The sequence below is a fragment of the Nocardioides lianchengensis genome, from assembly GCF_900101465.1.
Lineage (GTDB): Bacteria > Actinomycetota > Actinomycetes > Propionibacteriales > Nocardioidaceae > Nocardioides > Nocardioides lianchengensis.
Genome location: NZ_FMZM01000001.1, coordinates 150053 through 173971, shown reverse-complemented (window position 1 = coordinate 173971; position 23919 = coordinate 150053). Strand labels below are relative to the sequence as shown.

At 72.2% G+C, this 23919-nt stretch carries 20 protein-coding genes; 8 read left to right on the top strand and 12 right to left on the bottom strand.

All coding sequences use genetic code 11. The features are described 5' to 3' along the window. Positions 1-101 precede the first annotated feature (101 nt). Both BLT76_RS00970 and glmS read right to left on the bottom strand, forming a co-directional pair. Positions 102-452, bottom strand: coding sequence for a holo-ACP synthase (locus tag BLT76_RS00970; protein WP_090849851.1), 351 nt, complete (start codon positions 450-452; stop codon positions 102-104). After that, the gene (glmS, locus tag BLT76_RS00965) at positions 449-2293 is read right to left on the bottom strand and encodes a glutamine--fructose-6-phosphate transaminase (isomerizing) (RefSeq protein WP_090849849.1); all 1845 of its coding nucleotides are present in this window, start codon (positions 2291-2293) and stop codon (positions 449-451) included. The genes BLT76_RS00970 and glmS overlap by 4 nt, the downstream gene beginning before the upstream one ends. Positions 2294-2399: 106 nt before the next feature. Between glmS and coaA the strand changes: the two genes are divergently transcribed. Further along, positions 2400-3368 carry a type I pantothenate kinase gene (coaA, locus tag BLT76_RS00960; protein WP_090849846.1) on the top strand — a complete coding sequence of 323 codons (969 nt, stop codon included), beginning with the start codon at positions 2400-2402 and terminating at the stop codon, positions 3366-3368. Here coaA and BLT76_RS00955 read toward each other — a convergent pair. From BLT76_RS00955 to rplM, 6 genes are read right to left on the bottom strand one after another with little or no spacing between them, the layout of a single operon-like run. Then, positions 3355-4371, bottom strand: a complete 1017-nt coding sequence (locus BLT76_RS00955; protein WP_090849844.1) for a GNAT family N-acetyltransferase — start codon at positions 4369-4371, stop codon at positions 3355-3357. The genes coaA and BLT76_RS00955 overlap by 14 nt on opposite strands. Beyond that, positions 4368-5159 carry an ABC transporter permease gene (locus BLT76_RS00950; RefSeq protein WP_090849842.1) on the bottom strand — a complete coding sequence of 264 codons (792 nt, stop codon included), beginning with the start codon at positions 5157-5159 and terminating at the stop codon, positions 4368-4370. The genes BLT76_RS00955 and BLT76_RS00950 overlap by 4 nt, the downstream gene beginning before the upstream one ends. Continuing rightward, positions 5156-6055, bottom strand: a complete 900-nt coding sequence (locus BLT76_RS00945; RefSeq protein ID WP_090849840.1) for an ABC transporter ATP-binding protein — start codon at positions 6053-6055, stop codon at positions 5156-5158. Before BLT76_RS00945 ends, BLT76_RS00950 begins: the two co-directional genes overlap by 4 nt. Before the next feature lie 32 nt (positions 6056-6087). Further along, positions 6088-7431 carry a phosphoglucosamine mutase gene (glmM, locus tag BLT76_RS00940; RefSeq protein ID WP_090849839.1) on the bottom strand — a complete coding sequence of 448 codons (1344 nt, stop codon included), beginning with the start codon at positions 7429-7431 and terminating at the stop codon, positions 6088-6090. Positions 7432-7441: 10 nt separating this feature from the next. Beyond that, entirely contained in the window at positions 7442-7945 is a 504-nt protein-coding gene (gene rpsI / locus BLT76_RS00935) for a 30S ribosomal protein S9 (RefSeq protein WP_090849837.1), read from the bottom strand. A gap of 38 nt (positions 7946-7983) precedes the next feature. After that, a complete protein-coding gene (gene rplM / locus BLT76_RS00930) occupies positions 7984-8427 on the bottom strand; it encodes a 50S ribosomal protein L13 (protein WP_090849835.1) in 444 nt (147 codons plus the stop codon). Between the two features lie 237 nt (positions 8428-8664). On the opposite strand from rplM, the gene BLT76_RS00925 reads away from it, so the two are divergent. Together BLT76_RS00925 and BLT76_RS00920 are read left to right on the top strand one after the other, a co-directional pair. Next, on the top strand, positions 8665-9954 hold the full coding sequence (locus tag BLT76_RS00925; protein ID WP_090849834.1) for a citrate synthase: 1290 nt from the start codon (positions 8665-8667) through the stop codon (positions 9952-9954). 100 nt (positions 9955-10054) lie between these two features. Beyond that, on the top strand, positions 10055-10699 hold the full coding sequence (locus BLT76_RS00920) for an HAD-IA family hydrolase (protein WP_090849832.1): 645 nt from the start codon (positions 10055-10057) through the stop codon (positions 10697-10699). A gap of 144 nt (positions 10700-10843) precedes the next feature. On the opposite strand, the gene BLT76_RS00915 is transcribed toward BLT76_RS00920, so the two are convergent. Then, a complete protein-coding gene (locus BLT76_RS00915; protein WP_090849830.1) occupies positions 10844-13306 on the bottom strand; it encodes a choice-of-anchor A family protein in 2463 nt (820 codons plus the stop codon). 121 nt (positions 13307-13427) lie between these two features. Next, a complete protein-coding gene (locus BLT76_RS00910; RefSeq protein WP_090849828.1) occupies positions 13428-15053 on the bottom strand; it encodes a long-chain-fatty-acid--CoA ligase in 1626 nt (541 codons plus the stop codon). A gap of 104 nt (positions 15054-15157) precedes the next feature. On the opposite strand from BLT76_RS00910, the gene BLT76_RS00905 reads away from it, so the two are divergent. Beyond that, positions 15158-16492, top strand: coding sequence for a S1C family serine protease (locus BLT76_RS00905; RefSeq protein WP_090849826.1), 1335 nt, complete (start codon positions 15158-15160; stop codon positions 16490-16492). Positions 16493-16583: 91 nt separating this feature from the next. On the opposite strand, the gene BLT76_RS00900 is transcribed toward BLT76_RS00905, so the two are convergent. Both BLT76_RS00900 and BLT76_RS00895 read right to left on the bottom strand, forming a co-directional pair. Then, positions 16584-17600: a GNAT family N-acetyltransferase gene (locus BLT76_RS00900; RefSeq protein WP_090849824.1), complete on the bottom strand. Its 1017-nt coding sequence runs from the start codon at positions 17598-17600 to the stop codon at positions 16584-16586. Continuing rightward, positions 17597-19282 (bottom strand): ABC-F family ATP-binding cassette domain-containing protein, encoded by a 1686-nt coding sequence (locus tag BLT76_RS00895; RefSeq protein ID WP_090849822.1) that lies wholly within the window; start codon positions 19280-19282, stop codon positions 17597-17599. The genes BLT76_RS00900 and BLT76_RS00895 overlap by 4 nt, the downstream gene beginning before the upstream one ends. Positions 19283-19439: 157 nt before the next feature. Between BLT76_RS00895 and BLT76_RS00890 the strand changes: the two genes are divergently transcribed. From BLT76_RS00890 to BLT76_RS00875, 4 genes are read left to right on the top strand one after another with little or no spacing between them, the layout of a single operon-like run. Beyond that, on the top strand, positions 19440-20585 hold the full coding sequence (locus BLT76_RS00890; RefSeq protein WP_090849820.1) for an acyl-CoA dehydrogenase family protein: 1146 nt from the start codon (positions 19440-19442) through the stop codon (positions 20583-20585). Position 20586: 1 nt separating this feature from the next. Beyond that, positions 20587-21732: an acyl-CoA dehydrogenase family protein gene (locus BLT76_RS00885; RefSeq protein ID WP_090849818.1), complete on the top strand. Its 1146-nt coding sequence runs from the start codon at positions 20587-20589 to the stop codon at positions 21730-21732. Between the two features lie 35 nt (positions 21733-21767). After that, positions 21768-22721: a phosphatase PAP2 family protein gene (locus BLT76_RS00880; protein WP_090849816.1), complete on the top strand. Its 954-nt coding sequence runs from the start codon at positions 21768-21770 to the stop codon at positions 22719-22721. Between the two features lie 37 nt (positions 22722-22758). Continuing rightward, the gene (locus BLT76_RS00875) at positions 22759-23910 is read left to right on the top strand and encodes an acyl-CoA dehydrogenase family protein (protein WP_090849814.1); all 1152 of its coding nucleotides are present in this window, start codon (positions 22759-22761) and stop codon (positions 23908-23910) included. The last annotated feature ends 9 nt before the right edge of the window (positions 23911-23919 follow it).

Here is a 23919-nt window from a genome sequence, read left to right as displayed (position 1 = left end):
GGATTACCGAACCGTTTCGGCAGCGAGTCCGGGAGGGACGACTTCGAGCCGTGTCCCTCGGCGCGCGTCCGGGCGCCCGGCCCGGGGCACGACTCGCGGGCTCAGCCCTCCAGGACCACCACTGCCGAGGCGATGCCGGCGTCGTGGGAGAGCGAGACGTGCACGGAGACGACGCCCAGCTCGGTGGCCCGGGCGAGGACCGAGCCGCGCATCTCCAGCAGCGGCCGGCCCGAGGACTCGTTGACCACCTCGGCGTCGTGCCAGGCCAGGCCGACGGGGGCGCCCAGCGCCTTGGCCAAGGCCTCCTTGGCGGCGAACCGGGCGGCGAGGGAGGCGAGCGGGCGGCCGGCCTCGGCGGGGGTGAACAGCCGGTCGCGCAGGCCGGGGGTCCGCGCCAGGGACGCGCCGAAGCGCTCGATGTCGCAGACGTCGATGCCGACCCCGACGATCACTCGACCGTGACCGACTTCGCGAGGTTGCGCGGCTGGTCGACGTCGTGGCCCATCGCGGTGGCCAGCTCGCACGCGAACAGCTGCAGGGGTACGACGGCGACCAGCGGCTGGAGCAGCACCGGGACCCGGGGCAGCCGGATGACGTGGTCGGCGTACGGCGTGATCGCCTCGTCGCCCTCCTCGGCCAGGCAGATCGTGTAGGCGCCGCGGGCCCGCACCTCCTGGATGCCGCTGATCATCTTGTCGTGCAGCTGGTCGCGCCCGCGGGGCGGGACGACGCACAGCACCGGCAGCCCCTCCTCGACCAGCGCGATCGGGCCGTGCTTCAGCTCGCCCGCGGCGAATCCCTCGGCGTGCAGGTAGGCGAGCTCCTTGAGCTTCAGCGCCCCCTCCAGGGCGACCGGGTAGCCGGCATGCCGGCCGAGGTAGAGGACCGACCGGGTGCCGACGTGCTCCCGGGCCAGGTCGTAGATCTCGGGCGCCGCGTCGAGCACCGAGGAGATGTGGGCCGGCATCGCCTCGAGCTGCTCCATGACCAGCGCGATCTCGTCGCCGTACCGCGTGCCCTTGACCTGGGCGAGGTAGAGCGCGAGCAGGTAGCAGGCGACCAGCTGGGTCAGGAACCCCTTGGTCGAGGCGACGCCGATCTCCGGGCCGGCGTGGGTGTAGATGACCGCGTCGGACTCGCGGGGGATGGTCGAGCCGTTGGTGTTGCAGATCGCCAGCACCTTGGAGCGCTGCAGCCGGGCGTGCCGGATGGCCTGCAGGGTGTCGGCGGTCTCGCCGGACTGGCTGATCGCGACGACCAGGGTCGAGTAGTCGAGGATCGGGTCGCGGTAGCGGAACTCCGAGGAGAGCTCGACCTCGACCGGCACCCGGCACCAGTGCTCGATGGCGTACTTCGCGACCATGCCGGCGTAGAACGACGTGCCGGCCGCGATGATGATGATCTTGTCGATGTCGCGCAGCTCCTGGTCGGAGAGCCGCATCTCGTCGAGCTGCAGCTGCCCGCCGCGGGTGTGCCGGCCGAGGAGCGAGTCGGCGACCGCGCGGGGCTGCTCGAAGATCTCCTTGCGCATGAACCAGTCGTGGCCGTCCTTCTCGGCGGCCGACAGGTCCCAGTCGACGTGGTAGCGCTTGCCCTCGGCGGGCGTCCCGTCGAAGCCGGTCACGGACACGCCGGAGCGGGTGATCGTGACGACCTGGTCCTGGCCCAGCTCCAGCGCCTCGCGGGTGTGCTCGATGAACGCGGCGACGTCGGAGCCGAGGAAGTTCTCGCCCTCGCCCAGGCCGACGACCAGCGGGCTGTTGCGCCGCGCCGCGACCACCCGGGAGGGGTCGAGCGCGTCGACGGCGACCAGGGTGAAGGCGCCCTCGAGCTGCTGGCAGACCCGCTGCATCGCGGTGGTCAGGTCGACGCCGGTGGCGACCTGCAGCTCCAGCAGGTGGGCGGCGACCTCGGTGTCGGTCTCGGAGAGCAGGTCGTGCCCGTCGGCCTCGAGCCGGGCCCGCAGGTCGGCGAAGTTCTCGATGATCCCGTTGTGGACCAGCCCGACCCGGCCGGCGTGGCCGAGGTGCGGGTGCGCGTTGGCGTCGTTGGGCGCGCCGTGGGTGGCCCAGCGGGTGTGCCCGATGCCGGTGGTCGAGGGCGGGAGCGGCGCGTCGACGATCGCCTTCTCGAGGTTGGCGAGCTTGCCCGCCCGCTTGTCGACCGCGAGCGCGTCGCCGTCGACCAGCGCGATCCCGGCGGAGTCGTAGCCGCGGTACTCCAGGCGCCGCAGTCCCTCGATGACCACGCTCTGGGCCTGCTGTTCCCCGACGTAGCCCACGATGCCGCACATGGGCCCCACTCTAGGGCGGCGTCCCCGCCCCGCCCGGGAGCGCCCGCCGGGCAGTGAGGCGGACGCCACACCCGGCGGCGGCAACCTTGCTGCAACAATCGCGCCCATGTCTTCCGGCGGTCACCACGACGGTGCCCACGAGTCCTCCCCGTACGCCAACCTCGACCGGTCGGCCTGGGCGGCGCTCGCGGCGGAGACCGAGAACCCGCTCAGCGTCGAGGAGGTCCAGAGCCTCCGCGGCCTCGGGGAGTCCCTCGACCTCGACGAGGTCCAGGAGGTCTACCTCCCCCTCAGCCGTCTCCTCAGCCTGTACGTCGGCGCCGCCGGCCAGCTGCACCGCGCCCAGGAGGCCTTCCTCCACCAACGCACCCCGCCGCGCACGCCGTTCGTGATCGGGCTGGCCGGCTCGGTGGCGGTCGGCAAGTCGACGACGGCCCGCGTGCTGCAGCAGATGCTCGCCCACTGGCCCGAGCACCCGAACGTCGCGCTGGTGACGACCGACGGCTTCCTCTACCCCAACGCCGAGCTCGAGCGCCGCGGGATCCTGCAGCGCAAGGGCTTCCCCGAGTCCTACGACCGCCGCGCGCTGCTGCGCTTCGTGGTCGACATCAAGTCCGGCAAGGACGAGGTCGAGGCGCCGACGTACTCCCACCTCGTCTACGACGTCGTGCCCGACCAGAAGGTCGTCATCAAGCGGCCCGACATCGTGATCGTCGAGGGCCTCAACGTCCTGCAGCCGGCGCGGGTGCGCGACGACGGCCGCACCGGCCTGGCGGTCAGCGACTTCTTCGACTTCAGCGTGTACGTCGACGCCGGCCGCGACAAGATCCGCGACTGGTACGTCTCCCGCTTCCTGCGCCTGCGCGAGACCGCGTTCCGCGACCCGGGCTCCTACTTCGCCAAGTACGCCGCCCTCACGCCCGACGAGGCCGTCGCCGAGGCGCAGCGCATCTGGGACACGATCAACGGACCCAACCTGGTCCAGAACATCCTGCCGACCCGCGCCCGCGCCACGCTGGTGCTGCGCAAGGACCGCGACCACTCGGTCCGCTACGTGCGGCTCAGGAAGCTGTAGCGGAGCGTCTCTGCACGTCGAGGCAGCGCTCGACGACCCGGTAGCCGAGCGCCTCGTTGACCGCGTTCATCGGCGCGTTGACCCCGGCGTTCGTGGTGACGACGACCGGACAGGCCGGGAACAGCTCCTGCAGCCGCCGGTGGGTCGCCAGCTTCATGCCGAGCCCGAGCCGGTGACCGCGGTGCTCGGGCAGCACCAGCGTGCCGCCGACGGTGGCCAGCCGGGGGTCCGCCCGACCGACCCCGAGCTCGTGGAACCCGGCCAGCCGTCCGTCCGGCGCCACCCCGACCGCGACCAGCCAGGCGCGGGCCGAGGCGGCCATCCGCTCCTCGTGCTCGTGCAGCCGCTCCGGGGTCCAGGCCGCGTCCTCGAGGTCGAGGTCGCCGCTCGGGACCATCGACATGAAGCGCGACAGCAGGCCGCAGAAGTCGTCGACCCACTCCGGCGGGACCCGGTCCTCGAAGGCCGCCACGCGGTAGCCGTCGAGGTGCGCGGCGACGTCGACCGCCAGGGGCGGCCAGCGGTCCGGTGCGACCGCCAGGTCGAGCAGCTTGGACTCCTCGGCGCTGGCGACCGGGTAGCCGTGCGCGGCGGCGAAGAGCGACCCCGGGCTCTCCCCGTCGACCGGCGCGTGGGTGGTCCCGACGTACGTCGTCCGTCCCTCCGCGGCCGCCCGGCGCTCCAGCTCGGCCAGCAGTGCGCGGCCGACGCCGCGCCGCCGGTGCCCGGGTCGCACCCGGACCTCGATCTCGGCGAGGTGCCGGTTCTCCAGCCGCCACCACACGACCAGGCCGTGCCCGACCACCTCGCCGTCCACGACGGCCAGCAGGCGGGAGCGGGCCAGGTCGCTGCGGACCGCCCGCATCGACGCGGACCCGACGTCCCAGGACGGCCAGGCGTCGTACGGGCGGTCGTGGGCGGTGACCGCCGCGCCGACCTCCCACCACGCACGCAGGGCCACGTCGTCGGCCAGGTCGACCTCCCGGAGCTCGACGCCGCTCATCCGATGTCCCGCCGGAAGGTCGTGAGCCGACCGAGCAGCGCGAAGACCGCGCCGTACCCGAGGAGCACCAGCGCGCCGGCCCACCGCGGCAGCAGGTCGACCCCCGCGATCTCGCCGAACAGGCTGGCGCCGATGAGCGCGTCGGCCGCCGCTCCGGGCAGGTACGCCGAGACGCCGGCGACGGCGTCGAACGCACCCAGGGCGGTGCGGGCGATCGGCTCGACCAGCTGGGTGAAGGCGAGGATCACGACGACCACGGCGACCTGGTTGGTGAGCAGGGTCCCGAGGGCCGCGCCCACGACCGCCCACACGGCGGTCGTCACGACGCCGAGCACCAGGACCGCGATCACCTCGGGGTCGGTGAGGAACGCGCCGTCGCCGCGCCAGGACAGCAGCGGCGCGCTGGTCGCAACCAGGGCGAGGACGCCGACCAGCCCGAGGGCCAAGCCGACGGGCACCGTCGCGAGCAGCTTGGCCACCACCACGACCGTGCGTCGCGGCTCGACCAGCAGCGTCTGGGTGATCGTGCGGTGCCGGAACTCGGAGGTCACCGAGAGGCTGCCCACCACGAGCGGGAAGACGTAGCCGATCGCGTTCACCAGCGAGTACGTCGCGGTCGCGGCGTCGACGCCGGTGAGCGGGGCCTCGGCCCCGTCGGCGGTGACGGTGAAGGTGAAGGCCATCACCGCGCCGATGAACGCGAGGTAGCCGGCCATGCCGATCAGCAGCACCCACCAGAGCCGGGTCGAGACCAGCTTGCGGTGCTCGGCGAGCAGGGCGTTCCTCATGCCGCCACCTCCGGCACCGCCGTGAGCCGCAGGAAGGCCGCCTCGAGGTCCTCGGTGCGCGTGGCGAGCTGGTGCAGCTCCAGGCCGGCGGCGAAGCAGGCCGCGCCCGCCTCCGCGGCGGGGATTCCGCGCACCAGGAGGCCGGCTCCCTCCGGTTCGGCGGTCCAGCCCCGGTCGGCGACGAGCCGGGCCAGCCCGGCGGGGTCGGCAGCGACCACGAGGGTGCCCGACTCCGCGGAGGCGGCCAGCTCGGCGAGCGAGGAGGCGTGCACGAGCCGGCCGCGGGCGATGACCACGACCTCGTCGACGGTGTGCTGGACCTCGGTGAGGACGTGGCTGGAGACCAGCACGGTCCGGCCCTCCTCGGCGAAGCGGCGGAGCAGCCCGCGGAGCCAGACGATGCCTTCGGGGTCGAGGCCGTTGGCGGGCTCGTCGAGGACCACCGCCGGCGGGTCGGCGAGCAACGCCGTCGCCAGGCCCAGCCGTTGCTTCATGCCCATCGAGTACGCGCCCACGCGCCGGTCGCCGAAGTCGCCCATCCCGACCAGCTCCAGCACCTCGCGGCAGCGCGCCCGCCCGACCCCGACCTGGGGCGCGTAGGTCTCCAGGTGCGCCAGGCCGGTCCGTCCGGGGTGGAACCCCGGGTCCAGCGACGACCCGACGAGCCGGGCCGGCTGCGGGTGCTCGGCGTACGGGCGGTCGCCCACGAGGCCGCGGCCGGAGGTCGGCTCGGCCAGGCCCAGCAGCATCCGCAGCGTGGTGGTCTTGCCGGACCCGTTGGGTCCGAGGAAGCCGGTCACCACGCCGGGGCGCACGGTGAAGGACAGGTCGTCGACGGCGCGGACCCGTCCGAACTGCTTGGTCACGCCCTCCAGGGTCAGCGTCGGCCCAGTCATGGGCCCAACCCTAGTGAGAGGCCGAGTCGACCTCAGCCGAGGGCGAGCCGCTCGCGGACGACCGCGGCCAGCCGCTCGGCGACGCCCTGGGCGCCGTCCTGGGTCTCGGCCTCGACCATCACCCGGACCAGCGGCTCGGTGCCGGAGGCCCGCAGCAGCACCCGGCTGCTGCTCCCCAGGGCGGCCTCCTCGGCGGCGACCGCCTCGAGGAGGACCGGGTCGTCGGTGCGGGTGCGGTCGACCCCGGGGACGTTCAGCAGGACCTGCGGGAACCGGGTCATCACGCCGGCCAGCGAGGCCAGCGACTCCCCCGTCACGACCATCCGCTCCAGGACGTGCAGCGCGGTGAGGAGGCCGTCGCCGGTGGTCGCGAACTCGCGCTGGATCACGTGGCCGGACTGCTCGCCGCCGAGGAGGTAGCCGCCCGCGTTCATGTCCTCGAGCACGTAGCGGTCACCGACGGCGGTCTGGCGGACGCGGACGCCGTGCTCCTCCATCGCCCGGAGGAACCCGAGGTTGCTCATCACGGTCACCACGACCGTGTCGTCGGCCAGCCGACCGGCGTCGCGCAGGCCGAGGGCCAGGATGGCCAGGATCTGGTCGCCGTCCACGACCTCGCCGCGGTGGTCGACCGCCAGGCACCGGTCGGCGTCCCCGTCGAGGGCGAAGCCGGCGTCCGCGCCGTGCTCCAGCACGGCCGCGCGCAGCGGCTCCAGGTGCGTCGAGCCGCAGCCGTCGTTGATGTTGAGCCCGTCGGGCTCGGCGTTGATCGCGATCACCGTCGCGCCGGCCTCGGCCAGCGCGAGCGGTCCGGCCTCGGACGCGGCCCCGTGGGCGCAGTCGAGGACGACCTTCAGGCCGCTGAGCGGCTTGGTCGTCGCGACGAGGTGGGCGACGTACTCCTGGATCGGCGTGGCGTACGGCGTGACGCGGCCGACGTCACCGCCAGTGGGCGGCTCCCACGGCTGGCCCATCCGCTCCTCGATGGCCTGCTCGATCGCGTCGTCGAGCTTGACGCCCCCGCGGGCCAGGAACTTGATGCCGTTGTCGGGCATCGGGTTGTGCGAGGCACTGATGACCACGCCCAGGTCGGCGCCCAGGGAGTCGGTCAGGTAGGCGACGCCCGGCGTCGGGACCACCCGGACGCGCAGCACGTCGACGCCGGCGGAGGCCAGACCGGCCACCACGGCGTGCTCGAGGAACTGCCCCGAGATCCGGGTGTCCCGGCCGACCACGGCGAGCGGCCGCTTGCCGGCGTACTCGCCCCGGTCGACCAGCACCCGGGCGGCGGCCACGGAGAGGTCCAGGGCCAGCGAAGCGGTCAGTCGACCGTTCGCCAGACCCCGGACCCCGTCCGTGCCGAACAGACGTCCCACGAAGGAGACGTCAGCGCTTGCTGAACTGCGGAGCCTTGCGGGCCTTCTTGAGGCCGGCCTTCTTGCGCTCGATGACGCGGGCGTCACGCGTGAGCAGCCCGGCCTTCTTCAGCGCCGGGCGGTTGGCCTCGACGTCGATCGCGTTCAGGCAGCGGGCCACGCCGAGGCGCAGCGCGCCGGCCTGGCCGGTGATGCCACCGCCGTGGATGCGGGCGATGACGTCGAAGCGCCCGTCGAGCTGCAGCTCGGCGAAGGGCTCGTTGACGACCTGCTGGTGCAGCTTGTTCGGGAAGTACGACTCCAGCGTCCGGCCGTTCACGCGCCACTGGCCGGTGCCGGGGACGATGCGGACGCGGGCGACGGCCTCCTTGCGGCGGCCGGTGGCCCCCGCCGGAGCGATGGTCGCGGGACGCAGCGGGGCGTCGGCGGACGGGGCGCTCTCGGAGCTGTAGGCAACGCCCTGCTCGTCGGCCTGGAAGGTCTCCTCGACCTCGTTGGTCTCAGTGTCAGCCACTGTCAAATCCTCTTCAGATCTCGGTTCGGCGGGTGCGATTACTGGGAGATCTGGGTGATCTCGAAGGGAACGGCCTGCTGCGCCGCGTGCGGGTGCGTCGGGCCGGAGTAGACCTTCAGCTTCTTCAGCATCTGCCGACCGAGCTTGTTCTTGGGGAGCATGCCCCAGACGGCCTTCTCGATCGCCTTGCGGGCGTCCTTCTCCAGCAGCTCACCGATCGGGGTGGCCGAGAGGCCGCCCGGGTAGCCGGAGTGGCGGTAGGCCATCTTCGTCGTCTTCTTGGTGCCGGACAGGGCCACCTTCTCCGCGTTGATCACGATGACGAAGTCACCGGTGTCGACGTGGGGAGCGAAGATCGCCTTGTGCTTGCCACGCAGGAGGTTCGCCGAGGTGACGGCGAGCTTGCCGAGGACGATGTCCGTGGCGTCGATGACGTGCCACTGGCGGGTGATGTCCCCGGGCTTCGGGCTGTACGTAGGCACAGGTCTAGCCTTCTCGTTCGTTGGGACCCGGGCGGTCTGCCGACCGGGTGGGTGAAGACGCGCCTTCTGACGAACACTGCCCGGCTCGAACTCGTCCGGATCTGCCCTCGAAGAGAGAGCGGCAGGGGCGCGACCACTCAAGATACGGGCCCCGCGAGGCGCCGGTCAAAACGTCGAGGGGACCGTGACGCGGACACCGGGTGTCGGTGCTTTACCGGCAACGGATAAGTTGCGAGGGTGACTGATTCCCTCACCGTCCGTGACAACCGCACCGGACAGGAGTACGACGTACCGATCGTCGACGGCACCATCCGCGCTGCCGACCTCGGGAAGATCAAGGCCACCGAGGAGACCCCGGGCCTCGCGGTCTACGACCCCGGCTTCGTCAACACCGCCTCCTGTCGCTCCGCCGTCACCTACATCGACGGCGAGAAGGGCATCCTGGAGTACCGCGGGTACCCGATCGAGCAGTTGGCCGAGAAGTCCAACTTCCTCGAGGTCGCCTACCTGCTGATCAACGGCACACTCCCGTCCAAGGCCGAGTACGACGCGTGGGTGCACGAGATCACCTACCACACGTTCGTGCACGAGAACGTGAAGTCGTTCATGGAGGGCTTCCGCTACGACGCGCACCCGATGGGGATGCTGATGGCGTCGGTGGGGGCCCTCTCCACGTTCTACCCCGACGCGCGCAACATCTCCGACGCCGACAACCGGCACATGCAGATGGTCCGGATGATCGCGAAGATGCCGACCCTGGGTGCCTGGTCCTTCCGGCACGCGCAGGGCAAGCCGTTCGTCTACCCCGACAACGACCTCGGCTACACCGCGAACTTCCTCTCGATGCTGTTCAAGATGAGCGAGCAGAAGTACGAGCCCGACGAGCGGCTGGTCAAGGCCCTCGACGTGCTGTTCATCCTGCACGCCGACCACGAGCAGAACTGCTCGACCAACGCCGTCCGCTCGGTCGGCTCCTCCCAGGTCGACCCCTACTCCGCGGTCGCGGCCGGCGTCGGCGCCCTCTTCGGGCCGCTGCACGGCGGGGCCAACGAGGCGGTCCTGCGGATGCTGCGGCGGATCGGCTCGAAGGAGAACATCCCGTCCTTCATCGACGGGGTGAAGAACGGCAACGAGAAGCTGATGGGCTTCGGCCACCGGGTCTACAAGAACTACGACCCGCGCGCCAAGATCATCAAGAAGTCCGCCGAGGACGTCTTCGAGGTCACCGGCACCAACCCGCTGCTCGACATCGCCCTGGAGCTCGAGAAGATCGCGCTGGAGGACGAGTACTTCGTCAAGCGCAAGCTCTACCCCAACGTCGACTTCTACTCCGGCCTCATCTACGAGGCCTTCCAGTTCCCGCCGGAGATGTTCACGGTGCTCTTCGCCATCGGCCGTACGCCGGGGTGGCTCGCCCAGTGGCACGAGCTGGTGCAGGACAAGGAGCAGAAGATCGCGCGCCCGAAGCAGATCTACACGGGTGACCGCCAGCTGACGTTTGCGCCCGCGTCGGAGCGCTGGCGCTGAGCGCAGCGAGGCCCCAGCGCTCCGACGCGGCACGGGCCAGGTCGAGTAGCGGCGCGGCTGAGGAACGAAGCCGCGACCCGCGTACCGAGACCACACCGGCTTGAGCAAGCAGACCACCACCACGACCCCCGACGGGACACCGTCGGGGGTCGTCTGGGATCTGGGCAACGTCCTGATCGACTGGCAGCCGGCCGCGGCGATCGCGGCCGGCGTCGGCGCGGCGGAGGCGGCGCGCTTCCTGGCCGCCGACGACTTCGACTTCCTGGCCTACAACCACGTCCAGGACGCCGGTGGCCGCTGGGCCGACGCGGAGGCCTCGGTCGCCCGGACCCACCCGCACTGGGCCGCGCACGCGCGGGCCTACCGCGAGCACTTCCCGCTCTCGCTGGTCGGCGAGGTGGCGGGCACGGTCGACGTCGTACGCGCCCTGCACGCGGCGGGCGTCCCCCAGTGGGGGCTGACCAACTGGTCCGACGAGCTCTGGCCGCACGCGCCGGCGATGTTCGACTTCCTGGCCCTGCTCGACGGCATCGTCGTCTCCGGCACCGAGGGCGTCGCCAAGCCCGACCCGCGGGTCTTCGCCATCGTCGGCGAGCGCGCCAGCCTGCCGCTCGGCAACCTGGTCTTCGTCGACGACCGGGCCGACAACGTCGCCGCCGCGACCGCGCTCGGCATGCACGGCTTCCTCTTCACCGACGCCGTCGCGCTCCGCGCCGCACTGACCGCCCGCGGCCTGCCGGTCTGAGCCGCCCCGGGTCGCCCGAAGGGTCGCCCGCCGGCCGCCCACGATCGGCGCAATTGCGCTGGTTACGGGCCGGTAGCCGACCTACTCACCCGTAACCGGCGCATTTGCGCTGTTCGTGGGCTCGGGCCGGGGCAGGGCGGGCGATCAGCTCCGCCGCAGCACGACCCGTCGTACGTCGCGGGCGCCGCGGGCGGGGGTGACCACGACGTCGACCACCCGGGCGGTACGGCGCTTGCGGAAGGCCTTGCGACCCTTCTTGGTCAGCTTCACCGTCACGACCGTGACCGTGCCGGCGCGCAGCGCGGTCTTGCCCTGGGCGAGGACCGTGCGGCCGGAGCGCAGGACGACCGTCCCGGTGCCCGGCATGGACGAGACGACGCGGACGACGGCGACCTTGGCGGTCGCCCCGGCGGCGGCCAGGGCGGTGGCAGTGACGGCGCCGGGCTGGACGCTCATCGAGACCGAGGCGCTGTTGTTGGCCGGATTGGCGTCCTCGGAGGTCGAGGTGACCGTGGCGGTGTTGTCGACGACCACCGGGAGGTCGTGGCCGCGGACCTCCGGACCCGGCCGGTCGCCGAGGCACTCCAGATCGAGGAGCACCTGCTGGGCGCTGCCCGTGGTGTTGAGCAGCCGGAAGGCGCGGGCCTTCAGCCGCGGGTCGTTACCGAGGTGGACGACGCCGGCGGGCAGCGACCAGGTCGCGGTGATGCCCTTGGCCAGGTCGGAGCAGATGACCTGCTCCTCGACGACGGCGCCCGGCGGGACGGTGACGGTCCGGGCGACGTGCTGCAGCACCAGGTCGTGCCTGTGGCCGTCGGCCGCGGACACCTCGCGCCGCAGGCAGCGCATCGACGGGACGACGGTGGTCGCGTCGTCGAGGTCGAAGACGAACCGCCAGCCGGTCGCGCCCACGGGCTCGGACCCCGACCAGCGCGGAGCGTCGCCGGTGGTCGTGTAGCCCGGGACGATCGGGACGGTGCCGGTCGGGCAGGACAGGGTGGCGGTGCGCCGCCCCGCGGCCCAGGAGTACGACGCCGTCACGGGGTTGGTGTCCGCGTCCAGCGCGTGACGGTGGCCCTGGGTGACCTCGGTCGTCGGCGGCAGGCAGACGACGAACGCCTTGGCCTGGGCGCGGCCGGTGGCGTCGTTGCGCACGACCGCCTTCCAGGTGCCGAGGCCGGTGGACTCCTGACGCAGCACCCGGACGTCGGTGAGGGCGCCGGTGCCCTGGTCGACGTGGTCGACGCGGAGCTGGCCGTCACTGAGGATCGCGCCGGCCCTCGGGCAGCCGACCGACACCGTCCTCGTCTCCCCCGGCTCCAGGTCGACCTGCCACTCGTGCTTGGTCGGGGTGAGCTCGTGCAGCGCCCAGCGGTCGTCCGGAGCGCCCGCTCCGGCGACGGGGTCCGCGGTCACGGCGACGCCGTACGACCGCGACGCTCCCGGGGCGAGGGTGCCCGCGGCGCAGGTGACGGTGCGGGCGGCGATCGTGCAGCCGCTCGGCAGGGACTCGAGCGTGACGCCGGCGGGCAGCACGTCGCGGACGACGACCCCCGTCGCGGCGGCGGCGCCGAGGTTGCGGGCGGTCAGCGTGTAGGTGACCTGGTCGCCGCCGCGCGGGCTGGCGGTCGACACGGTCTTGGCGACGGAGACGTCGGAGCGCTGCTCGGGCGCCTCCGGCTCGGTGGGCGTGGACGTCGTCCCGGGCAGGCAGACGGTGGCGGGCAGGAAGGCGACGTGGGTCTCGTTGGGCGAGCGGAACGACTTCGCCACGACCTGCCCGACGAGGACGCCGAGCTGCACGGTGACGTCCGCACGGGGCGCGATCACGTGACCTCCGAAGTCGGAGCCCACGTCGAAGCGGAGGCTGGTGGCCTCCGGGAAGTTCCAGATGAACGGCCCGCGGGCCCGGACCCCCGCCGTGGTCGGCTGCGCGCCGCCCGGCGTGAGGGTCATCTTGCTGGTGATGCTGACGGAGGCGCCACGGACGTTGACGAGCACCGCGGCACCGGTCGGGACGTCGTACGCGATGGTCTTCGCGGCGGTCAGCTCGGCCTGGGTGAGCGTGAAGACGTTGAGCTTCGGGTCGGAGCCGCGCAGCACGATGATCCGGTTGACGACGTCGCTCTGCTCGACGAGCGTGCCGGTGGCCGCGGCGGCGCCCCACTGGGTGGAGGCCGCGCGCAGCTGGGCGAAGGCGGTGGCGAAGTCGATCGGGTTGGCGCTGAGGTAGCTGCCGCCGCTGTTGTGGTTGACGCCCGACTTCGGGACGACGTACGCGCTGCCCTTGTTGAGGTTGAACCACTCGCCGTGGCTGCCCGCGACGACCAGGGTCGGGACGGTCTTGGCCACGGTCAGGTCGGACCCGACCGTCATGCCGGTCGGGAGGTTGCCGCCGTAGGCGACCGAGCCCTCCGACTCCGAGGTGCGGTGGCCGTCGCCCTCGACGAACTCGGTCCAGCCGGTGGCCTGGCCAAGCGGGTGGACCGTGTCCACGCAGGCCGTCCCGGCCGAGGCCGGCACCCCGGTCACGGTCACCGTCAGTCCGGCCAGCGCGAGTGCCAGCGCCGCCAGTGCGGCGACGCGGACGCGTGCGATCCCTCCCACGACACAACCCCCCCAGTTCTCGTCGTCACCGTGACCCTGGCAGGGCCGCGAGCGCGCACGGAAGGGCTGTGGAGGAGCCGTTACCGGCCTGTGGGCGGACTGGTGGTGCCCCGTGGACCGGTCAGTTCACGGAGCGTTCGCGCCCCTCCCAGTACGGCGCCCGCAGCTCGCGCTTGAGGATCTTGCCGGTGGGGTTGCGGGGCAGCAGGTCGAGGACGTCGACCGACTTGGGGCACTTGTAGTGGGCGAGATGCTCGCGGCACCACGCGATCAGCTCGTCCTCGGTGGCGGAGGTGTCGGGCTTGAGCGCGACCACGGCCTTCACCGACTCGCCCCAGCGGTCGTCGGGGACGCCGATGATCGCCACCTCCATGACCGCCGGGTGCTCGGCGAGCACCCGCTCGATCTCGGGGCTGTAGATGTTCTCGCCGCCGCTGATGATCATGTCCTTGAGCCGGTCCTCGACGAAGACGTAGCCGCCGTCGTCGACCTTGCCCATGTCGCCGGTGCGGAACCAGCCGCCGTCGACCAGCACCTGCGCGGTCTCCTCGGGCTTGCCCAGGAACCCCTTCATGACCTGCTTCGAGCGCAGCCAGATCTCGCCGTGCTCGCCGACCGGCAGGTCCTCCAGGGTGCCGGGGTCGACGATCCGGACCTCGACCCCCGGGATCGGCCGGCCGGCGGAGACCAGCCGCTCGGGGTGGTCGGGGTCGCGGTGGTCCTCGGGCATCAGGTGGGTGGCGACGCCGGCCACCTCGGTGAGACCGTAGACCTGCACGAAGTCGGTGTCGGGCCAGGCCTCCATCGCGGCGCGCAGCAGCGGGAGCGGCATGGGCGAGGCGCCGTACGTGTAGGTCTTCAGGGCCCCGAAGAGCCGGACGGCGTCCGGCCCGGCCTGCAGGACCTGCGCGAGCACGGCCGGCACCAGGAAGGTGCGGTTGGCACCGTTCAGGATGGCCCCGGCCAGCGAGGCCCCGTCGGGCTCGCGGGTCATCACGCTCGCGACACCGTCGTGCATGCCGAGCAGGACGTACGACGAGCCGCCGACGTGGAACAGCGGCATCGCCACCATCATCTTGTCGTCGGCGTCCAGGGTGAGGCCCTCGTGGGAGCAGACGGTGTGCTCGACCATGTTGGTGTGGGTGAGCATCACGCCCTTGGGCCGCCCGGTGGTGCCGGAGGAGTACATCACCAGGCACACGTCGTCGGGCTCGACGTCGGCCGACCGCCCGACCGGGGTCGCCGCCGCGAGGAAGGCCTCGTAGGCGTCGCCCTCGGCGCCGTCGGGGGTCACCTCGATGATCGTCTCGACCTGCGTGAGCCGGTCCCGGATCCTCTCGATCGCGGGCACCAGCTCGGTGCCGACCACCAGGACCCGGGCCCCGCTGTCGTTGACCGCGTAGTCGATCTCGTCGCCGGCGAGACGCCAGTTGATGATCGCGTTGGCCGCGCCGAGCGACCCGGCGCCGAGGCTGATCTCAACGCAGGCGGGGTGGTTCTTGTCGAGGAACGCGACCACGTCGCCGCGGCCGATCCCGAGCGCCTGCAGCCCGCCCGCGGCCCGTCGTACGCGGTCGTCCCACTCGCGCCAGGTCCAGGTGCGGCCGAGGTAGGTGAGGCACTCGGCGTCGGGGCGGGTCGCGGCCCAGTGGGCCACGCGGTCGTCGACGAAGCGGGCGACCGGCGCGGCGCCGAAGGGGGTGTGGGTGGCGGCGTCGACGGCCTCGGGGGCGGCAGTGGCGTTCATGCGCCGATGGTGACCCACATCACAGGCGGGGGCAAGGGCGCTTCTTCGCGGTCTTCCAGCCCGGTCTCAGCATCATCACAGGCTTCCTGGTCACAGTCATGGGTATGAACGACCGCCACCACGACGACACCCAGCCGGTCTACCCCGGCACCCCGCAGGACCCCGCGACCGACACCGCGAACCACCCCGTGTTCGGTCCCCCGCCGCCGCCCCCGTCCTTCCCGCCCCCCGGCGCGACCTCGGGCCCGGCGCAGACCGAGGTCCTGGTGCAGCAGCCGCCCCAGCGCGGCCGCAAGGGCTTCGCGGCCGCCGTCGTCGCCGCCGCGCTCGTCGTGGGTGGCGCCGCCGGTGTCGGGGGCGCGGCCGCCTGGTCGGCCTTCGACGACGAGCCCGCGAGCGGGACGGCGTCCCCGTCGGGCCGCACCACCTCGCAGGTCGTCGACACCCCGGACGGCCCGGCCGCCGACGGCTCGGTCGAGTCGGTCGCCTCCTCGGTGCTGCCCTCGGTCGTCAAGATCAACGTCAGCGGCTCCGACGGCGCCGGGTCCGGCTCGGGCATCATCCTGAGCTCCGACGGTCAGATCCTCACCAACAACCACGTCGCGTCGCTCGCCGGCGAGGGCGGCAAGATCTCGGTCTCGTTCAACGACGGGACCAAGGCCGACGCCGAGGTGGTCGGCACCGACGCGCTGACCGACCTCGCGGTGATCCAGGCCCAGGACGTCGACGGCCTCACGCCGGCCACCCTGGGGTCCTCCGACGAGCTCGCCGTGGGCGAGGGCGTCGTGGCCATCGGCTCGCCGTTCGGCCTCGACGCGACCGTCACCAGCGGCATCGTCAGCGCGCTCAACCGACCGGTGGACGTGGGCTCCGACGGCAACGGCAACACCACGGCGTACCCCGCCATCCAGACCGACGCCGCGATCAACCCCGGCAACAGCGGTGGCGCCCTGGTCGACATGAACGGCCACGTGGTCGGGATCAACTCCTCGATCCAGTCCACCGCCTCGTCGTCCAGCCAGGAGAGCGGCTCGATCGGCCTGGGCTTCGCCATCCCGATCGACGACGCGATGCCGATCGTCGAGCAGATCATCGACGGCGAGACCCCGACCCACGCCCGGCTGGGCATCACGGTCTCGAACGTCGGCGCCGAGCAGGGTCAGGGCGGCGGGCTCCCGCAGCAGCAGTCGGAGGCCACCGTCGAGGGCGCCGAGATCCAGGAGATCGGTGACGGCTCCGCAGCCGGCAAGGCCGGCCTCGAAGGCGGCGACGTCATCACCAAGGTGGACGACCAGCTGGTCTCCAGCTCCGACGACCTGATCGCCACCATCCGGTCCTACCGGCCCGGCGACACCGTCACCATCACCTTCCAGCGCGACGGGTCCGAGAAGACCGCCGAGCTGAAGCTGGACTCCGACGGCTCGACCTCGCGGTCCTGACGTCGGGCTCTCCGGGGGGAGAGATCGGACCCCGTCACCGGTACGCCGGTGGCGGGGTCCGTGGCATTTCGGGACCGTCCGGGAGCAGGTCTCAGAGCCGCTTCTGGAACTCCGCCAGCCGGGCGACCGGCACGAAGCCGAGCCGGTCGTTGACGCCGATCATGTGGTCGTTGACCTCGGCGTTGTAGGTGACGACCTTCGCCAGGCCGGGGTGGCTCTCCTGCAGCAGCCGCAGGTTCGCCACCTTCAGCGCGAGCCCCAGCCGGTGGCCGCGGTGGTCGGCGCGCACCAGGGTGCCCCACTGGTAGGCGCGGTCGGACTCGTGCACGGTGACGGCCAGGTCGGTGTAGGCGACCACCTCGCCGTCGGCCGTGAGCGCGACGGTGTTGATCTTGGTGCGCCCCTGCTGGGCGACCACGGCCTCGCCCTCGCGCACCGCTGTGGCACTGGCCGCCTCGGGCTCCACGTCGAGCTCGCCGGTCGGGGCCTCGGTCATCAGGGTCGACGTGAGGTCGGCCCAGCCCTGCAGCAGCTCGTCGGGCACCGGGCCCACCCAGGACCGGAGCGTGTACGACGCGTGGTGCGGCGCCGCCTCCGCGGCCAGCCGGTCGAGCAGCCCGTCGGCCACCGGCAGCGCGAGCTCCCGCTGCACGTCGCCCAGGGCGAGCGCGTAGCCGGCGGTCCGCGCGAAGTCCGGCCCGGGCGCGCCCGCGCCGTCGGCGCCGGCGTCGTAGGCAAAGGCGGCCTCGCCGCCGAGGATCGTGCGGCCGTGCTCGCGGGCGACCTGCTCGAGATGGGCGACCATCGCCGAGCCGTGGCCGCGGCGCCGGTGGGCGGGCAGCACGTGGACGCTGAGCTCCGCCCGGTCGAGGTTGTCGAGCAGCGGGACCCGCATCCAGCCGGTGGCCACGACCTCGCCGTCCACCACCCCGCTCCAGCCGGCGTGCCAGGCGCGGCTGGTGCGCTCGCGCAGGAGGACCCGCACCTCCTCCAGCTGCCAGACGACGGCGTGCTCGCCCATCCCGTGCGCCTGGGCGACGGCGTACACGTGGTGCCAGGCCTGCACCGCCGGGGCGTCGTCGGGGTCGAGCTCGCGGATCTCGATCATCGCGCGCGCTGCACCCGGCCCTCGTCCCACACGGGCCCGTCCGACTCGTAGACCGCGCCGTCGGCGCCGTACACGAGGAACCGGTCGAAGCCGCGGGCGAACCAGCGGTCGTGGGTCACCGCCAGCACGGTGCCCTCGAACGCGGCCAGGCCCTCCTCCAGCGCCTCGGCGGACTGCACGTCGAGGTTGTCGGTGGGCTCGTCGAGGAGCAGCAGGGTCGCGCCGGAGAGCTCCAGCAGCAGGATCTGGAAGCGCGCCTGCTGACCGCCGCTGAGCGACTCGAACGGCTGCTCGCCGGCGTGCGCCAGCTCGTAGCGGTCCAGCACCCGCGCGGCCTGCTCGCGGCCCATGCCCTGCCGGCCGTCGGGGTGTCCGTCGCCGCGGTGCAGCACCTCCAGCAGCGTCCGGCCGATCAGCTCGGGGTGCTCGTGGGTCTGGACGAACCAGCCCGGACGCACGCGCGCGCCGAGCTTGGCCTTGCCGGTGTGCGGGACCGGGCGGATCTCGGCGTCACCGACGGGCCGGTGCTCGACGTCGGGGTCGCTGCCGCCGGCCGCGAGCAGCCGCAGGAAGTGGGACTTGCCCGATCCGTTCGAGCCGAGCACGGCCACGCGCTCGCCGTACCAGACCTCGAGGTCGAAGGGCTCCATCAGCCCGGTCAGCCCGAGGTCCTCGCAGACGACCGCGCGCTTGCCGGTGCGGCCGCCCTTGAGGCGCATCGACACCTGCTGCTCGCGCGGCTGCTCCATCGGCGGCCCGGCCTCCTCGAACTTGCGGAGCCGGGTCTGCGCGGCGCGGTACTGGCTCGACATCCCGTCGTTGTACTCGGACTTGATCTTCAGCCGGAGCACCAGCGCCTTGATCTTCGCGTGCTCCTCGTCCCAGCGCTTGCGCATCTCCTCGAAGCGGGCGAACCGGTCCTGGCGGGCCTCGTGGTACGACGCGAACCCGCCCGGATGGGTCCACACGGTGTTGCCCGCGGCGCCCAGCTCGACCGTCACCACACGGGTCGCGGTGTTGTTCAGCAGCTCCCGGTCGTGACTGATCATCAGGATCGTCTTGTCGGACTCGCGGACCCGCTGCTCCAGCCAGATCTTCCCCGGTACGTCAAGGTAGTTGTCCGGCTCGTCGAGCAGTAGCACCTGGTCGGGACCGCGGAGCAGGAACTCCAGCACCAGCCGCTTCTGCTCGCCGCCCGACAGCGTCGTCAGCTCGCGGTACTTGGCCCGGTCGTAGGGCAGCGCCAGCGCGGCGATGGTGCAGACGTCCCAGGTGACCTCGACGTCGTAGCCGCCGGCGTCGGCGTACTCCCCCAGCGCGGTGGCGTAGGCCATCTGGGTCTTCTCGTCGTCGCTGTCCATCAGCGCCAGCTCGAGTCGGTCGACCTCGGCGGCGGCCTCGCGCACCCGCGGCGGGGAGACGCTCAGCAGCAGGTCGGCCACCGTGGTGCTGCCGACCGCGACGTGCTGGCGCATGACGCCCAGACCGCCGCTGCGGGTCACCGCACCGGCGTGCGGCTGCAGGTCACCGGTGATGATGCGCAGCAGCGTCGTCTTGCCCGCCCCGTTGGCGCCGACCAGCGCGACCTTGGCCCCCTCGCCGACCCGGAACGAGACCTCGTCGAGCAGCACCCGCCCGTCGGGCAGCTCGTAGCGGACTCCTGCGACATCGACGTGACCCACGTCGAGGAATTGTCCGTCATCGGGGGGTTGCGGGCATCTTCTTTACGTCGTGGGGCGTTGTCCTGCTTCCCGGATCACCGGATTCGTGCGGCGCGCACATCGTGACAGTTGCACTGTCACGGCATGATGGGCGCGACACCCAGGGGAGGGGAGAAGCATGCAGCTGGAGCTGTCACCGGAGGACCAGGCGTTCCGCGAGGAGATGCGCGAGTTCTTCACGACGAAGTTCCCGCAGGAGATCCGCGACGCGGTCATCGCCGGGCGTGAGCTGACCAAGGACCAGATCGTCGAGAGCCAGCAGGTGCTCAACGCGGCCGGGCTCGCCGTACCCCACTGGCCCGAGGAGTACGGCGGCCGCGGCTGGTCCGACCTCCAGCGGCACCTGTGGAACGACGAGATGCAGGCGGCCGGCGTCCCGCTGCCGCTGGCGTTCAACGCCAACATGATCGGTCCGGTCCTCGCGCACTTCGCGTCGAAGGAGATCAAGGACCGGTTCCTGCCGCCGACGGCCAACCTCGACATCTGGTGGAGCCAGGGGTTCTCCGAGCCCGACGCCGGCTCCGACCTGGCCAGCCTGCGCACGACCGCGGTCCGCGACGGCGACGACTTCGTGGTCAACGGCCAGAAGACGTGGACCACGCTCGGCCAGTACGGCGACTGGATCTTCACCCTGGTCCGCACCGACCCGGAGGTGAAGAAGCAGGCCGGCATCTCGATGCTGCTGATCGACATGACCCTGCCCGGCGTCGAGGTCCGCCCGATCGAGCTGATCGACGGCGGCTTCGAGGTCAACGAGGTCTGGTTCACCGACGTCCGGGTCCCCGCCGACCTGCTGGTCGGCGAGCTCAACGGCGGCTGGACGATCGCCAAGTTCCTGCTCGGCAACGAGCGGGTCGGCGTCGCGCCGATCGGGACGACCAAGCGGGTGCTGGCCCAGGCCAAGCAGCTGGCCGGGCGCCAGCTGGAGGACCCGTTCACCCGGGCCCGGTTCGTCGAGCTCGAGAACGAGCTGCTCGCCCTGGAGCTGACCGCGCTGCGCGTGGTCGCGCACTCCGAGGGCGGCGAGCCGCACCCCGCCAGCTCCCTGCTGAAGCTGAAGGGCACCGAGATCCAGCAGGCCGTCAGCGAGCTGGTGCTCGACCTGGCCGGCCCGGCCGGCCTCGCGTCCGGCGGCGACAGCGGCGTGCCCGAGTGGGCCCGGCACGCGGCTCCGACGTACCTCAACCTCCGCAAGGCGTCGATCTACGGCGGGTCCAACGAGATCCAGCGCCAGATCATCGCCAAGACCATCCTGGGACTCTGACATGGACTTCACCTACGACGACGAGCAGGAAGCCCTGCGCGACGCCACCCGCGGCCTGCTGAAGAAGGCGTACGGCGACTACGAGGAGCGCCGGAAGGCGGTCGCGGAGGACCCCGGCTTCAGCGAGAAGGTCTGGGGCCAGCTGGCCGAGATGGGCCTGCTCGGGCTGCCCTTCGCCGAGGACGACGGCGGCGTCGGTGCCGGACCGGTCGAGATCGGGATCGTCGCCCACGAACTGGGCCGGGTGCTCGCGCCGGAGCCCTACCTCACCAGCGTGGTGCTGGCCGGTGGGCTGGTCTCCGCGGCCGGCACCCCCGAGCAGCGCCAGGAGGTGCTGGGCGCCCTGTCGGCCGGCGAGAGCGTGCTGGCCTTCGCCCACGACGAGGAGGGCAGCCGCTGGGCGCCCACCGCCACCGCCGTGACCGCCGCGCAGGACGGCGACGCCTGGACCCTGAGCGGCGTCAAGGAGCCGGTCCCCCACGGCGCCCGCGCCGACGTGCTCGTCGTCAGCGCCGCGCTGCCGGACGGCGGCACCGGCCTGTTCCTGGTCGACCCGACGGGTCTCGAGCGCACCGCCTACCCCACGTACGACGGGGGCCGCGCGGCGCGGATCGCCTTCGACGCGACCGCCGCGACCCCGCTCGGCACCCCGGGCCAGGACCTCGAGGCGACCATCGCCACCATCCAGGACATCGGCCGGATCATGGCCGGTCACGAGGCGCTCGGCGCGATGGAGGTCGCGCTGGCCACCACCACGTCGTACCTCACGAGCAGGAAGCAGTTCGGGGTCACGCTCAACACCTTCCAGGCCCTGACCTTCCGGGCGGCCGACATGTACGTCTCGCTGGAGCTCGCCTCGAGCCTCGTCCAGTGGGCGACGATGGTGCTCGGCACCGGCGACCCGGCCCGCGCGGCCGACGCCGCCGCCCGCGCGGCCCTCCAGGTCAGCCGGGCCGCCCGCCACGTCGGCCAGGAGGCGATCCAACTGCACGGCGGGATCGCGATGACGGCCGAGTACTCCGTGGGCAGCTACGCCGCCCGACTCTCGGCCCTCGACCACCTGCTCGGCGACGGTCAGCACCAGCTGTCCGTGCTCGCCGCGCGGGTGGAGGAGCACCCCGGACTCGACCCGCTCGCCACCGCCTGACCGGGAACGTAGGGCGAACTCTTAGACTCCTCCGCATGGTGCAGCAGGCCGAGGAGCCGAACGACGTCCTCGCCGAGGAGGGCCGCCCCGTCCCGGCCCGCGGCACCCGCCGGAAGGCGCGGATCGCCGCGATGGTCGGCTACGCCGTCCTCCTCGGCATCTGGATCGACCTGCTCGGCATCCCCAACGACACCCTGCAGGTCTTCCTGTGGCTGTGGCTCGGGACGATCGCGTGGAACATCGAGGCGGAGCCGCGCTACCACCTGTACTTCCTGCGCGACTGGTGGCTGCCGGTCGTCGGCCTGGTCATCTACTTCTACAGCCGCGGCCTCACCGACGAGCTCGGGCTGCCCGTGCACATCACGATGCCGATCCGCTTCGACGAGTGGCTCGGCGGCGGGATCACCCCGACCGAGCGGCTCCAGGACGCGTGGTGCGGAGACCCGTGCCTGAAGACCACCGAGGCCCGGTGGTACGACCTGTTCTTCACCACCGTCTACGCCACGCACTTCCTGACCGGGCTGACCATCGCCGCGGTGCTGTGGGTGCGCAACCGGCGCGACTGGATGATGTGGATGAGGCGCTACGTCGGCATCAACTTCGGCGCACTGGTCATCTACATCGTCTACCCGATGGCCCCGCCGTGGATGGCCTCCGAGCAGGGCTACATGGGCGACGTCACCCGGATCACCAGCCGCGGATGGTCCGACATCGGCCTGGAGCGGATCGACCTGATCCTGCACGGTGTCGGCAACCCGGTCGCGGCGATGCCGTCGCTGCACGCCGGCATCTCCTTCCTCGTCGCGATGTACGCCGTCCAGCGGCTGCGCACCCCATGGCGCTTCGCGCTGCTGCTCTACCCGCTGGCCATGTCCACGGCCCTCGTCTACTTCGCCGAGCACTACGTCATCGACGTGCTCGCGGGCGGCCTGCTGGCCTTCCTGGTGCTGGTCGCCGCGAACGCGTGGGAGCGCCGCCGGGCGGTCTAGCCGCCGTCGCCACCGCCCGGGGTGCAGGATGGCCCGCATGGACCTCGGACTCAGCCACGAGCAGGAGGCGTTCCGGGCGCTGGCCCGTGACTTCCTCGACCGCGAGGCGGTGCCCCACCGCACCCGCTGGGACCGCGACGAGCAGGTCGATCTCGACATCGTCCCGAAGCTCGCCGAGATCGGCTTCTTCGGCCTCACCATCCCCGAGGAGTACGGCGGCCTCGGCGGCGACTACCTGACCTACGTGCTGGGGATGGAGGAGCTCGGCCGCGCCGACTCCGCCCTGCGCGGGATCGTGTCGGTCTCCAACGGCCTCGTCGGCAAGTCGGTCCTCGGCTTCGGGACCGAGGAGCAGAAGCAGCGCTGGCTGCCCGGGATCGCCGACGGGACGATCCTCGGCTGCTTCGGGCTCACCGAGCCCGACACCGGCTCCGACGCCGGCAACCTGACCTCCCAGGCCCGCCGCGACGGCGACGACTGGCTGATCAGCGGCCAGAAGCTGTTCATCACCAACGGCACCTGGGCCCACGTCGCCCTGGTCTTCGCCCGTACCGGCGGACCCGGCCCGAAGGGCGTCAGCGCGTTCCTGGTCCCGACCGACTCCCCCGGCTTCGAGGCCCGCGAGATCACCGGCAAGCTCGGGCTGCGCGGACAGGCCACGGCCGAGCTCTTCCTCGCCGACGTCCGGGTCCCGGCCGACGCGCTGCTCGGCGAGGAGGGCCAGGGCTTCCGGATCGCCATGACCACCCTCGACAAGGGTCGGGTCTCCGTCGCCGCCGGGTGCGTGGGCATCGTCCAGGGCTGCCTGGAGACGACGGTCGAGTACGCCACGAGCCGCACCCAGTTCGGCCGCCCGATCGCCGGCTTCCAGCTGGTGCAGGACATGATCGCCGACATCTCCCTGGACGCCGACGCGGCCCGGCTGCTCGTCTGGCGGTGCGCCGACCTGATCGACCGCGGGCTGCCGTTCGGCGTGGCCGCGTCCAAGGCGAAGCTGTTCGCGTCCGAGGCCGCCGTACGCGCGGCCAACAACGCCATCCAGGTGCACGGCGGGGCCGGGTACGTCGACGAGTACCCCGCCCAGAAGTACCTCCGCGACGCACGGGTGATGACCCTCTACGAGGGCACCAGCCAGATCCAGAAGCTGCTCATCGGCCGCGCCGAGACCGGCATCAGCGCGTTCGTCTGACCACGTCCG